This window comes from Gorillibacterium sp. sgz306347 (assembly GCF_059735245.1).
Map to the genome: position 1 here is coordinate 26,037 of NZ_JCAPET010000006.1, position 13,248 is coordinate 39,284.

12 protein-coding genes are annotated in these 13,248 nt (G+C 62.3%); all 12 read right to left on the reverse strand.

Features of this window, described 5'->3' with window-relative positions; all coding sequences use genetic code 11:
- Window positions 1–10: 10 nt before the first annotated feature.
- The 12 genes from AC6I6H_RS05130 to AC6I6H_RS05185 are packed head-to-tail and all read right to left on the reverse strand — an operon-like array spanning window position 11 to window position 13,185.
- Window positions 11–1,681, reverse strand: a complete 1,671-nt coding sequence (locus AC6I6H_RS05130; RefSeq protein ID WP_497952311.1) for a thiamine pyrophosphate-binding protein — start codon at window positions 1,679–1,681, stop codon at window positions 11–13.
- A gap of 60 nt (window positions 1,682–1,741) precedes the next feature.
- On the reverse strand, window positions 1,742–2,572 hold the full coding sequence (locus tag AC6I6H_RS05135) for a nitroreductase family protein (protein ID WP_497952313.1): 831 nt from the start codon (window positions 2,570–2,572) through the stop codon (window positions 1,742–1,744).
- Window positions 2,572–3,084: a GNAT family N-acetyltransferase gene (locus AC6I6H_RS05140; RefSeq protein ID WP_497952315.1), complete on the reverse strand. Its 513-nt coding sequence runs from the start codon at window positions 3,082–3,084 to the stop codon at window positions 2,572–2,574. Before AC6I6H_RS05140 ends, AC6I6H_RS05135 begins: the two co-directional genes overlap by 1 nt.
- Window positions 3,077–4,129, reverse strand: a complete 1,053-nt coding sequence (locus tag AC6I6H_RS05145; RefSeq protein WP_497952317.1) for a M14 family metallopeptidase — start codon at window positions 4,127–4,129, stop codon at window positions 3,077–3,079. The genes AC6I6H_RS05140 and AC6I6H_RS05145 overlap by 8 nt, the downstream gene beginning before the upstream one ends.
- Complete coding sequence (purB, locus tag AC6I6H_RS05150; protein WP_497952319.1) at window positions 4,126–5,505, reverse strand: adenylosuccinate lyase; 1,380 nt, start codon at window positions 5,503–5,505, stop codon at window positions 4,126–4,128. Before purB ends, AC6I6H_RS05145 begins: the two co-directional genes overlap by 4 nt.
- 12 nt (window positions 5,506–5,517) lie before the next feature.
- Window positions 5,518–6,882, reverse strand: a complete 1,365-nt coding sequence (locus AC6I6H_RS05155; RefSeq protein ID WP_497952321.1) for an MmgE/PrpD family protein — start codon at window positions 6,880–6,882, stop codon at window positions 5,518–5,520.
- Window positions 6,879–8,045: an amidohydrolase gene (locus AC6I6H_RS05160; protein ID WP_497952323.1), complete on the reverse strand. Its 1,167-nt coding sequence runs from the start codon at window positions 8,043–8,045 to the stop codon at window positions 6,879–6,881. Before AC6I6H_RS05160 ends, AC6I6H_RS05155 begins: the two co-directional genes overlap by 4 nt.
- Before the next feature lie 25 nt (window positions 8,046–8,070).
- Window positions 8,071–8,385 (reverse strand): 2Fe-2S iron-sulfur cluster-binding protein, encoded by a 315-nt coding sequence (locus AC6I6H_RS05165; RefSeq protein ID WP_497952325.1) that lies wholly within the window; start codon window positions 8,383–8,385, stop codon window positions 8,071–8,073.
- Entirely contained in the window at window positions 8,382–10,082 is a 1,701-nt protein-coding gene (locus tag AC6I6H_RS05170; protein ID WP_497952329.1) for an L-aspartate oxidase, read from the reverse strand. The genes AC6I6H_RS05165 and AC6I6H_RS05170 overlap by 4 nt, the downstream gene beginning before the upstream one ends.
- 25 nt (window positions 10,083–10,107) lie before the next feature.
- Window positions 10,108–11,613: a tripartite tricarboxylate transporter permease gene (locus AC6I6H_RS05175; protein ID WP_497952331.1), complete on the reverse strand. Its 1,506-nt coding sequence runs from the start codon at window positions 11,611–11,613 to the stop codon at window positions 10,108–10,110.
- A 25-nt stretch (window positions 11,614–11,638) separates the two neighbouring features.
- Complete coding sequence (locus AC6I6H_RS05180) at window positions 11,639–12,115, reverse strand: tripartite tricarboxylate transporter TctB family protein (protein ID WP_497952333.1); 477 nt, start codon at window positions 12,113–12,115, stop codon at window positions 11,639–11,641.
- Window positions 12,115–13,185 carry a tripartite tricarboxylate transporter substrate binding protein gene (locus AC6I6H_RS05185; protein ID WP_497952335.1) on the reverse strand — a complete coding sequence of 357 codons (1,071 nt, stop codon included), beginning with the start codon at window positions 13,183–13,185 and terminating at the stop codon, window positions 12,115–12,117. Before AC6I6H_RS05185 ends, AC6I6H_RS05180 begins: the two co-directional genes overlap by 1 nt.
- Window positions 13,186–13,248: the final 63 nt, after the last annotated feature.

Below are 13,248 nucleotides of genomic sequence, written 5' to 3' on the forward strand. Positions count from 1 at the left end.
TCGAACCTCCTCAGGCTGTAACCGAGATGTCGAGAAAATAAGGCCCGTCTGCCTGCAACCCCCTGCGGAGGGCAGCCGGCAGCGCTTCAAGCTGCGTAATCCGCTCGGAAGGCACCCCGAACGCTTCCGCCATCGGAGCCAAGTCGAGCGGACCGTCCAGATTGAGGCAATCCAGCCGTTTGGGTTCGCCAAGCGGGGCGCCCATTGCCTGCATTCCGGTTTTTAACACGTGATAGGCTTTGTTATTGACAACAAGAAACAGCACGCGGGCATTTGTTTTCACCGCGCTGTAAAGGATTTGCGGGTAATACAGAAAGGTGCCGTCCCCGAGCAGGCTGACGACCGTCCGTCCCGGGTCGGCAATCGCGGCCCCGACGGCTTGGGCGGACCCGTGGCCGAGCCCGCCGCCTTTGCCTGCCGTATACTGCTTCGGTTCCCAAAGCGGCAGATGATCGATAAACGGCATGGCGTTGGAAACCGCTTCGTTTACGATCGTAAAAGCGCCGTCCGCCGGCAGCAGAGCCGCCAGCTCTCCGGCGACAAGGCGGGCGGTAAGCACGCCCTTTTCACGATCATCCTGCAGCTGGGCGTCCAGGCGCTCCCGTCTCTCCTTTGCTTTGCTTGCCGCTTCCAGCGCACGCCGCCCTATCGGACCGTCGTCGGTTTTGCTTTTTGTTTGCGCAATCGCGAGCAAGGCGCGAAGGCTCGTTTTCAGCTCGCCCCACGCGCCGATTCCGCCGCCCTTGTTTTTGCCGATTTCCCACGGATCGTCCGATAAATAAACCACCTTCGCGCCGGGCGGCACCAGGCTTCCTCCGTTGTCATACAGCGCAACCGGCGCTTGCGCGCCGACGCCGATGTAAAACAGCAGATCGTGCTCCCCGAACGTTTGCCGGATTTGCCGGGCGTTCATCGGCAGCGTTCCGTGAAAATAGGCGTGGCGGTTGTCGGCATTTTGCCGGGTCGGCATCCCCTCTGCGACGATTCCGATGCCAAGCGCTTCGGCAAGCTGCTGCACCTCCAGATGGGCTTGGCTGTCCCCCACACCGTCTCCCGCGACGATTAGCGGCCGCTTCGCCCGCATAAGCTCCTCCGCGATCGTTTCCAAAATCGCCGGTTCCGCGCAAAATCCCGTTCCGATCCGGGTGCGCGGCTCCATCCGATCCACCGCAGCCGGTGCCAGGGCGATGTCATAAGGCACAGACAGCATGACAGGCCCGTGCGGAGGGGTCATCGCCGTCTGGAAAGCCCGGTGCAGCGCGAGCGGAAGTTCATCCGCGTGCCGGACCTCATGCGCCCATTTGGTCATGCTGCGCACCTGTCCGACGTGATCGCCCATCAGGATCGGCTCCTCCAGCAGCATCCGGGTGTGATGCTGCCCCGCGATCACCACAAGCGGAATTCCCGCCCGGTAAGCATTGTAGAGATTGCCCATCCCGTTCGCAAGTCCGGGCGCGACATGCAGAATGACCACGCCCGGCTTCCCCGATTGACGGGCATAGCCCATCGCCATGCCGACCGCGTTCGCCTCGTGCAGCGCCGTCACGTATTCGATTCCTTCGTGCTCCGGGAACCCGTCGATAAACGGCAGCTCGCTTGTGCCGGGGTTGCCGAACACATGCTTTACCTCATACTGGTCCAGCACCTGAAACAACAAGTCTCTTCCCAACGTTTGGGCCATTTGACCGGCTCCTTCCTCGCTCGTTCTTCCGCTTTTTGCTTCCTCCGTCCAGACGGTCCGTTATTCCAGCACAAACCCCTGCTCCTTCAGAAAAGGAACCAGCTCCCGGCGGAAATCGTTGCCGCGCGCCATGCGCCGGGCGGTATGCTCGATCCAGCCGTAATGCCCCGTATCGGCATCCGGATCCGGCGTAACGCCGGGAATCCGCACCCGCCGTCCCCGGTAAATATCGGTTTGCGCCATCCGCTTGTCATAGGCGTCCAGCCCTTCCTCCAAAGCGGCCGTCGAATAGCTTTCCTCATGCACGACAACCGATTGCGGAAGCCGCGGCTTGACGTGATTGGGCCGTGCCGCGTACCCCACGGCCAGCCCTATGGTCGCAAATACGCCGCCGGGAAGCTGGAGCAGCTCGGCAACCTCGCGCGCCCGGTTGCGGATGGCCCCGACCATGCAGCAGCCGAGCCCGATGCTTTCCGCGGCAAGCGCGGCATTTTGCGCCGCCAGGGCGCTGTCGATGACGGAAACAAGCAGCAGCTCCAGATAATCGGAGCCGAACCGGTAGCCCTGCCGGGCCGTCACGTGCCGGTGCCGGTAGGTGTCCGCGCAAAAAACAAGAAACAAAGGAGCCTCTCCGATGAACCCTTGATTGTCGCAAAGCTCCTGAAGGCGGCTTTTCCGCTCGGCGTCGCGAACCACAATCACGCTCCACGATTGAAAATTGGAGGAGGTCGGGGCACTTTGCGCCGAGGCGGCCAGCATCTCAACCGTTCCCTCGGGCAACGGACGGGCGGTATCAAAGCCGCGGATCGACGAGTGGCGGACCATCTGGTCGATGACCGGGTTGCGCAGCGTTTCGTATACCGGGGCTTGATCAACGGTAAACCGGTCCATCAGTGTCCTCCTTGTACGGCCATATCGGGAATGAGGATTTTTTTCATAAAAATAGTGATGTGTCCTCTGCCGAGATCCTTCGAGCCTTGGATTTCATACTGACGCCTTTTATACATGTCGATCAGCCAGGGATGCTTGTCCGCCGTTCCCAAAGAGACGGCCGGCGACTTGAGCGTATCCCGGATCATTGTTTCCTCGCACCAGGTAATCATTTCGCGGCCGACGCCTTTGCGCCCCGCCTCCGGGTCGCTGGCAAACCACCAAAGATGAGGTACGCCGAACGGGCCAGGCGTCGGTCCCCACGGCATACGGGCCGAAATGGTGGACACGATCTTACCCTGTTCTTCCATCACGAAGCACAGGTTGTTGCGGATGTTCTTCTCCACCAGGGCCAAGTCCGCCGTTGCGGCTGCAAAGTTGATGCCGAGCTTGCGGATCGGCTCATAAGCGCGAAGGGACAAATCCAGCAGGGCCGGGGCGTCCGTTAAAGCTGCCAAGCGAAAGTCAGCCATGCCGCTTCTCCTCCTTTTGCCATTCGATCCCGACAAAGGCAACCCGGTCTCCCGTATCAACAGGCGGATTTTTACGGGAGGCGATGATGTACGAATCCTGTTCGGCGCGAACCTCCTGGACGGTGCCCAGCATATCGACTATCCGGCAGATCAGCTCTCCTTTGCGCACGATGGAGCCGCTTGGTGCGCTGTCCGTTACCAGGCCGCCTTGGTCGGCATACAAAAACCGGCGTTTGGTAAGCGTCGGCGGGGCGGACGTCAACTCCGGCCGAAGTTCCTCCCGGTCTGCCGCCGGTTCCGCCAGCAGGCCGAGCTCATGCAGCACGGCAAGGATGCCCCGTTCGCCGAAGGCAACCATATCAGGCTGAATCTGGCCGCCCGAGCCGAGCTCGGTCATAAAAGCGGGGATGCCGTGCAGGAGGCACTGCACATCCAGGAAGCCGGACACGTTGCCGGGCAGCTCGCTCAGGTTGCCGCCAAAGTCAACCCGGCAATGGACCGTGCCGCCGAAGGTCCGGGCCATTTGCTCCGCTTGGTCGCAGTGTCCGGGATCGGCTGATGGCAGCCGTTTGAAAACCGTGTACGGAAGCGCGTCGTAAGCGGTCCCGAGCGTGTGAAAGTCGATCAGGTGGGTCGCGTACCGTTTGATTTGCTCAAACAGCTGAAAAGCCAGCCGCTGGGAGAGGGTTCCGTTCGCATCTCCCGGAAACAGCATGTCCATGTCCAGTCCGTCCTGCGGGGTGTTTTTTTGTCTCGCATGGAAGGCGAGCGGATTCGAAATCGGCGTGGCGATCACCGCTCCATGGAGCTTTTGCGGGTCCAGCGCAGGCAGAAGATTGCGGATGGCCATCGGCCCGTTCAGTTCGTCGCCGTGAACGGCTCCGTTCAGCCACAGGCAGGGCCCCGGATGAGCCCCGTTCAGGATAAGAACGGGCATGTGCACGGGACCGCGGTGCGACAGCTCCGCCACTTTTACCATTCCGGTTTTGTATTCGCCCGGAGCGGCGATAATTTCGCCCCATTCAATGGAAGGATTCCGGTTCATCGGGCCTCCTCCTCTCCCAGCCAGCCGGACGCTTCGGCGGCAGCCAGCACGCGGTCCACCGTTTGCGGCGCGGAGCCCAAATAGGTGGACGGATCGAGCAGCTCGGCCAGCTCTTGCTCGGAAACCGCCCGGCGGACGCGCGCGTCGGCCATCAGCATATCGCGGAAAGGCGTGCCTTCCTCTACGCTTTTCATACACAGCTCATAGACAACCTCATGCGCGGTCTGCTTCCCCATCGGCTTGGCGAGCACAAACATAACCCGCTCCGAAAGCAGCAGCCCGCCCAGCAGGTTCAGATTGCGCAGCATATTTTCAGGCTTGACGATAAGTCCTGCCAATACCGCTTTCGCGCTGGCCAGCTGGGCGGCGAGATAAATGCAGCTTTCCGGAAGTGCGATCCATTCCCCGCGCCAGGACATCGCGTCGCGCTCATGCTCGACGATCATCGAGTCTTGCACCATCGCCGTGTTGTAGCGGATCGGCTTCGTCAGACTGGCGATCCCCTCCAGCATCGCCGGATTCCGCTTGTGCGGCATTGTCGTCGAGCCGATTTTGCCGGAGGTGAACGGCTCCTCCACCTCGTCCAGCTCGGTGCGCATCAAATTGTAAAACTCGTTGCCCATCTTACCGAGCGTGGCGCTGATCATCCCCAGGAGACCGGCGTATTCCGCCGAGCGGTCGCGGGAGGAATGCCAGCAGATATTCGGTGTTTGCAGGCCGAGGCGCTGCATGGTCAGCCGTTCGACCTCCGGCCCCTTCGGGCCAAACGAAGCGTAAGTGCCGACGCCGCCGGCCAAAACGCCGGCAAAGACACGGCCTTCCGCCTCGCGCAGCCGGTCCAGATGACGGACCGTTTCATCAAGAAGAACGGCGATTTTAAAGCCGAAGGTGGTCGGAAGCCCCTGCATTCCGTGGGAACGTCCGGCGATGGGCGTTTCCCGGTGCTCGCGCGCGAGACGGGCCAATTCGCGGGCGACCGCCCGCAAGTCGCGGACGATAATCCGGTTCGCTTCCTGCAGCTGCAGCATCATTCCGGTGTCCACGATGTCCTGCGTCGTCGCGCCGTAATGCACCCATTCCCCATGCTCCGGGCCGCAAAGCTTTTGCAGCGCCTTCAGCGTCGGCATCAGGGAATGCTTGACCTTGAGCACCTCTTGGGCGATTCCCTGGATATCCATGTGCTCAACCTTCGCCTGGGCGGCGATAACGGAAGCCGCCTCCGCCGGAATCAGCTCCAGCTCCGCTTCCGATAAGGCAAGGGCCGCTTCCACGTCCAGGTGCTTTTGCAGCCGGTTTTCGTCCGACCAGACCTGGCGCATTTCGGCGGTCCCGAAATTGTTTTGCAGCATAATCATATCGATGACATGTGACGGCATGATGAGTTCCTCCTAGAAGTCGGGTAAAAACAAAGACAAATCGGCTTGCTCCTGCAGCCGTTCGATTTTGACGGGCAAAGCCATCCACTCATCGGATAAGCCTTGCGCCGCATCGCGAAATTTGGCCAGCTTTTCTTCCGGGGATAAGGGACGGTCGGGCGCGCCGCGCGGGCAGTCCACCCTTTCCGCGCGCTCCGAGCCGTCCGCGTAACTAACGCGCACAATGGCGAACCGCCCCTTCGGCATCGCGTTCGGGGCGGGAACGATGCCCGCATCGTAATGGCGCTGAACTTTAGCGGCAAGCGCCTTTAACTCCGATGAGACGGGCTTATCGGAAAACGTCTCCAGCCCGAGGCCCGCTCCGGCCAGAGCCGCCGCCACCGCGTATTCGGCGCTGAACCGGCCCTCAACTCCCGTCCGGGGCTCGCGAATGACCAGCGCGGCGTCTCCGCCGGGCGGAAACGTGACGGTGACCCGCTCGATTTCCTCCGCTCGCGGCCCGTCCGAAGCCCGGATCGCAAGCGCAGCTTCCGCCGCATGATAGGCGGCGGAGCAGCACGGGTAAGGCTTGAACCAAAGGCCGGGCTCGACAATTTGCCAAGGCTCTCCCCAGCCGGCCGTAATTTTGTCCGGCTGCGTCCCTTCTCCTCCGAAAACGGCAAGAAACCCGTTCGGGCCGACCAGCGGCTCGGCGGCACCGGTCATTCCCGCTTCCGCAAGCCGCGCCGCCAGCAGGCCGCTGCGGGCGGCGAGCCCGGCGTGCAGCGGCTTGACGTCGCTGCCGAACTGCACCCGCAGGCCGCCCGCTTGGGTGCAGGCGAGCCCGAGCGCTTGCGCCGTTGCGGCCGCATCCAGCCCGGCGAGGCGGGCGCAGGCTGCCGCCGCTCCCACGGCCCCCAGCGTGGCGGTGCTGTGCCAGCCCGCTTCGTAGTGGGCCGGGCCAAGCGCCAGCCCCAGGCGGCACATCGTCTCGACGCCGACGACATAGGCGGCGAGCAGATCCTCGCCGGACGCCCCGCGTTCTTCCGCTTCCGCAAGGAGCGCGGGAAAGATGGCGGCGCTGGTATGGCCGCGGGCGCTTGCGTGCACGTCGTCGTAGTCCAGCGCATGGCTCAGGTAGCCGTTGACGGCCGCCGCTTCCAGCGCCGAGTAGCGGCCGCGCTTCCCGATGATCGTGGAGCGGCCGCCGCCGGCCGCCGGACGAGAGCCAAGCGCCGTCAGAATCCGGCCGGCGCCCGCGTCGCTGCGCGCGGCGAGCGCCGACGCCAGCCAATCCAGCAGCGCGGCGCGGGCGGCTTCCGCTGCTTGCCCACAGGCAAGCGGACGGCTTCCCGCGATCCGCTCCGCCAGCTGCCGGGTCACCCCGCCGCCGCTCATGCGAACGCCTTCAGGGCGCGAATGGCTGCCTCGGCGAACAACGCCGCACTCCGCGCAAGCGCGTCCTCGTTCAGCGTGAAGCGCGGGTGATGCCACTGCTCCTTGCCCCCGGTTCCCATCCAGACAAAGCAGCCCGGAATCAGCTCCTGATAGAGGGCGAAATCCTCGCCGCCCATCGTCGGGACCGCTTCCGTCACTTCCAGCCCTTGGGCGGCGCTCGCCTCGCGCATAAGCTCCGCCAGCTTGGACTCGTTGGTTACGGCGGGAAGCAAGCCGGTCCAGCTGACCGCAGCCTCCGCCCCGTAACCGGCGGCAACGCCTTCCGCGATCCGCTTCATTTGCTCCGGAATGGCGGCTCTCGCCTCGGGCTGGAACGTACGCACGGTGCCCTCCAGATAGGCGGTGTCCGGGATGACGTTCCAGGTTGATCCGGCCTGCAGCTTGCATACGCTGACCACAGCGGAATGATGCGGACTGGCGTTTCGGCTGACAAGCGACTGGAGCGCGTTCACAATGGCGCTGGCCGCCACAATCGGATCGACGGCGGCTTCCGGAACGCCCGCGTGGCCGCCTTTGCCTTTGACTTCGATGGCAAACCGGTCGACGGATGCCATTAACGGACCGGTCCGGATGCCGACCGTACCGACCGGCAGCTCCGGCTTGTTGTGCATACCCAGAATGGCGGAAACGCCTGCCAAGGCTCCGGCGTCAATGACGGCGCGCGCGCCGACAGCCAGCTCCTCGGCCGGCTGAAACAGAATTCGCACCGTGCCCGCCAGCTCCTTGGCATGCCGCTGCAGCAAGGCAGCCGCTCCAAGCATGGACACCGTATGAAAATCATGGCCGCACGCATGCATTTTCCCCGGTACGGAGGAAGCAAATGGCAAGCCTGTCTCTTCTTTGACAGGCAGCGCGTCAATATCGGCGCGAAGCATGATCACCGGTCCCGGCAGGGCTCCTTTTACTTCCGCAAGGACGCCTGTCGGCAGGCCCAATTCAAGCTGCCGGACGCCGGCTTCCGCAAGCCATGTCTTGATTCGGGCAGTCGTTTCATACTCTTCGTTCGAAAGCTCCGGAAACTGGTGCAGTTCTCTCCGCATCGCGACAAGCCTGGCTTGGAGCGATGCCGCCTGCTCTTTCAGGTTGGCGGATAAGGTTGTCATTTGCATGCTCCTTCGATTGATGATCTTAGGTGTCGGCCGGCCAATAGTCCTTCGTTGTTTTCATGGCCGGTTCAAGCATAAGCGGTCCGTCCGGAACAAGCTGCCGGCAGGACAGGCTGTTCTTGCCGTTCACTTTGACCAGACAGCTGCCGCAAAACCCGCGTTTGCAGGCATGGTCGTAAAATGCAAAGCTTCCGTCCAGCTCGTCGGCAATGTAACGCATCGCATCGAGCACGGTCATGCCCGCCCGATGCGGCACCAGGTAGTCAACGAAGAAGGGAGCGCTGTCCGCCGACGCCTTGCGCGCCACCCGGCAGCGAATTTGCTTTTCCTCCGTCATGGCTCTCCCCCTTCCCCGCGCGGCAGCTTGCGGAAATGCGGCGTACCGTCCGAAAAGCGGACGGCAAGGCTGCATGTCCAGGCATCGTCGCTTTCCGGCGCGTCAAGCCGTACATGGGCGCCCCGGCTTTCGGTCCGTTCCAGAGCGGCGGCGGCCACAGACAAGCCGGTGTCGATCAGGTTGCGCAGCTCCAACGCCTTGCCCGCATCGCGGTTGTAGGCCAGCGCGGCTTCCCTCAGGCCAAACCGCTCCGGCAGCTCTTTCCGCAGCTCCTTCAACCGTTCGCCGGCTTGCCTCAGTCCGTCGGCGCTCCGGGCCGGACCGGCGTGACGCTGCATCAGCGCCTGCACCTCCTGCCAGCCCGCCTGCGGTTTGTCCGCTCCGGTTGGCGCCAAGCGGCCAAAGAGCCGCCGGACCGGCTCCAGCGTTTGGAGCCCCAGCTGCCGGTCCATCGCATCCGCTGCCAATGGGTTCCGGCGGGCATACGACGCGGCGCTCCGCCCGGCGATCGCCCCGAACACCTGGTTTTCCGACAAGGCGTTTCCGGCCAGCCGGTTGGCGCCATGTATGCCGCCCGCGCATTCGCCGGCGGCAAACACGCCGGGCAAATCCGTCGACGCGTCCGGCTCGATGCGGAGGCCGCCCATAAAATAATGCGCGCCGGGCGCAACCTCCAGCCCGGAGGCATTGCCCTCTACCCCAAGATCCTCCAGCAGCCGCTGCTGAAGCTGCGGAAACTCGCCGGGGTCCATGCCTTTGGTGCTTATGTACAAGCCGCCGGCCGCGGTCCCGTTTCCGTCGGCAATCTCCCGGGACATGACCCGGGACATGACATCGCGGGTGGCCTCCTTCAGCGGTCCCGCGCCGTGCCGGTCCCAAAAATCTTCCCCGTGCCGGTTCAGCAGACGGGCTCCTTTCGGAATCAGGATGCCGGAATTGAACATCAGCCCTCTGGCTCCGCGCGGGGAGACGAGGACGGTCGGGTAATGCTGGACAAATTCCATATCCAGCAGTTCGATGCCCGCGCGCAGCGCCAGCCCGTACCCGTCGCCTGTCGCTTCATACGGATTGGTGTTCAGCTCGTACACCTGGCTTCCGCCGCCGGTTGCAACGATCGCCGCCGGCGCTTCATACAGCCGGAATTCTCCGCTCGGCGAGTGGTAAGCTGCGACGCCCCGGAGCACGCCGTCCTTGACGGCCAAATCCGTCGCGTGCGTAAACGAATGGACGGGAATCCCCGCCCGCTTGACGGCCTTGAGCAGCGCCCGCACCATTTCGCGGCCGACGGCGTTGCCGACATGGACCGCCCGGGCATATGCGTGGCCGGCCAGCCATCCCAAATGCGGCACGCTGCCGCCCGGCTCCTCGGGATCAAAAACCACCCCGAGCCGCTGTGCGAAAGCAACCGCTTCTCCCGATTGCCGGGCCAGCGCATCGACCAGCCGGGCGTCCGATATCCCTTCCCCGGAGCGGATAATGTCGGCTGCGAACTGCTCGGCGCTGTCGCCGGGTTTTGCGGTTGGCAAAACCGCGCAAAAGGAATAGTGCGCCGACAGCGTCCCGCCCGACCGCTGCGGCTCCCCTTTGGTCAGCACGACGGGACGCGCCCCTTGCTCGGCTGCGGACAAGGCGGCGCGCAAGCCCGCGCCGCCGCTTCCGATAATCACGACATCATAACGTTCCGTTACGATTTCCATCGAAGCTTCCTCCTTTTCCGCAAGGTCAAGCTTTTGGCTGTGACGGCCGGACCGCCCAGAACGCACGGCGCAGCAACGGCCAGAGGGTCACGAGAAGCCCGACGACCAGCAGCGTCCCGGAGATCGGACGGGTGAACAATTTCAAGATGTCCCCTTGGAAGATCAAGGCGGACTGGGCGAAGGAGTTTTCCAGCGTCGGCCCGAGCAGCACCCCGAGCACGAGCGGAGAAGGCTCCATTTTGGCTTTCCGCAGCAAATAACCGACAACGGCGAAGATCATCAGCACGATGACGTCAAACATGCTGCTTCGGACGGAATAAGCGCCGATGATGCAGAAAATCATGACGATCGGCATCAGCACCCGAGGCGACAAGTGGGCGACTTTCGCAAACACGCCGACCAGCGGCAGATTCAGGACAAGGAGCATCACATTGCCGATGTACATGCTGGCGATGAGCGCCCAGAACAGCGTGGAATGATCCTTCATCATCAGCGGCCCCGGCGTAATCCCTTGAATCATAAACGCGCTCAAAAGGATCGCCGGAAGCGGAGAAAAGGGAACGCCAAGCGACAAAAGCGGCACCAGGGCGCCTGTGCTGGCCCCGTTGTTGGCCGATTCCGGTCCCGCCACCCCTTCGATCGCTCCTTTGCCAAACTCCTCCGGATGCTTGGACAGCTTTTTTTCCAAACCGTAGGAAGCGTATGTGCTCAGGATGCTGGATGGCCCCGGCAGGAGTCCCATCAGAAACCCGAGCAGCCCGCCGCGCACTATCGGCCCGGCGCTGCGCCGCATTTCCGTTTTGCTGGGCAGCAGCTTCCGCAGGGACAAATCGGCTTTGGCCGGCTTGACATAGGCCTGCTCCATCGAGCCGAGCACCTCGGACATGCCGTACAAGCCCATGATGATCGGAACAAAATCAAGTCCGTCAATGAGGTAAGGGGAGCCGAAAACGAGCCGGAGCGAGCCGCTCATCTGGTCGATCCCGATCAGGGAAAGCACGACGCCGAGCGCAATCAGCATGTAGCTTCTCACCAGAGAAGTGTCCGTCAGCCGCGACAGCACCAGCAGGCCTACGAGAACGATCGCAAAGTATTCGGGGGGCCCGAACTTCAGGGCCATCTGCGCGATCGGCGGCGCCAAAAGCGACAGCAGCACCATACCGATTGTACCGGCGACAAACGAGCCGATGGCGGAGATGGCCAGTGCGGCCCCCGCCCGGCCTTTTTTTGTCATCTGATAGCCATCCAGCGTAGTGACGACCGACGCCGCCTCCCCCGGAACATTAACGAGAATGGACGTGGTCGAGCCTCCGTACATCCCGCCAAAGTAAATGCCCGCCACAAGAATTAACGCCGCCGTCGGCTCCATGGAAAAGGTAAGCGGCAAAAGCAGGGAAATCGCTCCGACCGGACCGAGTCCGGGCAGCACCCCGACCAGCGTGCCTAACGCAACCCCGATCAAGCAGACAAACAAGTTGGTTAACGAAAAAGCGGACGCGACGCCCGCGAGAATATCTTCCATTCCAGTCATTTGAAGCTCCTCCCAACATCACCCGTTAGTTGTCCAGCCAGATGCCGGGCGGTAACGCGATACCCAACCAGTAATCGAAAATAAGCCAGACGGCGGCCGTTACCGCTGCGGTCAGCAAAGCAAGGCGCCAGCCCTTCAAGCCCAGCAAATAGGCGGCGGCTCCCGTAATGACCAGAATCCCGGCCAGAAAGCCAACCCAATGGGCAACCGCCAAAAAGAGAAGGAACAGGCCGGCGAAGGCCAGCGCCCCCAGAAGCTTGGTAGGCTCCTGCTCTTCCTCTCCCGCCGGTTCCTTGATCTGCTTTCGTGCAAGCAAAAGTCCCGCCAGCATGATCAGGCTCAAGCCAGTCAGCAGAATGCCGAAAACGACGGGGAAAAATCCGGGCCCGATGCTTCGCAGCGATCCGAACGGCAATCGGGATGACTGCGACAGCGTTATGATTCCAACGGTCATAAAGAGGAGCGCGGTGGTGATCCGCGCTCGGAAAACGATGGTGTTCATCACTTAACCAATCCAAGCTTTTTGTAGATTTCGCCGGTCACTTCATACCATTCGTCAACTTCTTTAAGCGCGTCCGCGCTGTTTTTGTAGCCCAGCTGATAACCCGCCTGGTCCATCAGCTCCTTGAACTTGTCGGACGAATACACTTCCTGGGTCAGTTCGTCGATCCGTTGAACAACCTCTTCCGGAACGTTGTTCGGAATGATGATGAAGTGCCCTGCTCCGCCCGACAAGCCTTCGATGCCCTGCTCCGCCGCCGTCGGAACGTCAGGCAGCTTGTCAACGCGGTTCTCGCTGAGGACGGCCAGGGCGCGAAGCTCGCCCGCGTCGATTTGTCCCTGCACTTCCGGGACGTTCATGAACCCGACCTGAACGTGTCCGCCGAGTACCGCCGGCAGAAGCGTGCCGCTGCCCTGGAACGGTACATGCTGAAGCTCAATGCTTTCCTGTACTTCAAGCATGTTGGCCAGCATCGCGACAACCGTGCCTTCGCCGGGGTTTCCGACCGTCAGTTTTCCGGGGTTCTCTTTCGCGTAATCAACCAGGTCCGTCAAGGTTTGGAACGGGGAATCCTTCGGAACGACAACGGTAACGACCATGTCTCCGACTTTGTTGACAATCGTGAAATCTTCCCGCTTATATTGAGCCGGGGTAATGTGCAGGGATGAGGAGATGTGGCCGGTTGATGCCCACAGCCACGTATAGCCGTCGGGTTTTGCTTTGACCAGCTCATAGTTGCCGACCGTTCCCGAACCGCCGCCGACGTTTTTGATCGTCACCGGCTTGTCGATGATACCGGTCGCGGCTTCGGCAAAGGCCCGCGCCAGTATATCGGAGACACCGCCCGCGTTGAACGGTACGATCAGTTCAATGTTCTTCTCCGGCCAAGCGAGAGCTTCGGAGTCGGACGAGCCGGACGAGGGAGCCGCGCTTGCGGCCGAGGATTGTTCGGGACTGCCCGAAGGCTGATTCGTTGCGGAGCCGCCGCTGCTCGAGCAGGCGGACAGAAAGACCATAAATGCGAGCAAAAGAAAGAATTGGACTTGGACCCTACCTTTTTGAGTTCTCATAGCTGCCTCCTAATGTTTCCATCCTGTTGACCAAAATTTAAAACCGACCTGCGAATGAACAAG

Excerpts from the sequence above, each read along its gene's own strand:
- AC6I6H_RS05155 (WP_497952321.1), bottom strand. The coding sequence starts at position 6,882 with ATGAGCGGCGGCGGGGTGACCCGGCAGCTGGCGGAGCGGATCGCGGGA.
- AC6I6H_RS05135 (WP_497952313.1), bottom strand. The coding sequence starts at position 2,572 with ATGGACCGGTTTACCGTTGATCAAGCCCCGGTATACGAAACGCTGCGC.
- AC6I6H_RS05165 (WP_497952325.1), bottom strand. The coding sequence starts at position 8,385 with ATGACGGAGGAAAAGCAAATTCGCTGCCGGGTGGCGCGCAAGGCGTCG.
- AC6I6H_RS05160 (WP_497952323.1), bottom strand. The coding sequence starts at position 8,045 with ATGACAACCTTATCCGCCAACCTGAAAGAGCAGGCGGCATCGCTCCAA.
- purB (WP_497952319.1), bottom strand. The coding sequence starts at position 5,505 with ATGCCGTCACATGTCATCGATATGATTATGCTGCAAAACAATTTCGGG.
- AC6I6H_RS05180 (WP_497952333.1), bottom strand. The coding sequence starts at position 12,115 with ATGAACACCATCGTTTTCCGAGCGCGGATCACCACCGCGCTCCTCTTT.
- AC6I6H_RS05140 (WP_497952315.1), bottom strand. The coding sequence starts at position 3,084 with ATGGCTGACTTTCGCTTGGCAGCTTTAACGGACGCCCCGGCCCTGCTG.
- AC6I6H_RS05185 (WP_497952335.1), bottom strand. The coding sequence starts at position 13,185 with ATGAGAACTCAAAAAGGTAGGGTCCAAGTCCAATTCTTTCTTTTGCTC.
- AC6I6H_RS05170 (WP_497952329.1), bottom strand. The coding sequence starts at position 10,082 with ATGGAAATCGTAACGGAACGTTATGATGTCGTGATTATCGGAAGCGGC.
- AC6I6H_RS05145 (WP_497952317.1), bottom strand. The coding sequence starts at position 4,129 with ATGAACCGGAATCCTTCCATTGAATGGGGCGAAATTATCGCCGCTCCG.
- AC6I6H_RS05130 (WP_497952311.1), bottom strand. The coding sequence starts at position 1,681 with ATGGCCCAAACGTTGGGAAGAGACTTGTTGTTTCAGGTGCTGGACCAG.
- AC6I6H_RS05175 (WP_497952331.1), bottom strand. The coding sequence starts at position 11,613 with ATGACTGGAATGGAAGATATTCTCGCGGGCGTCGCGTCCGCTTTTTCG.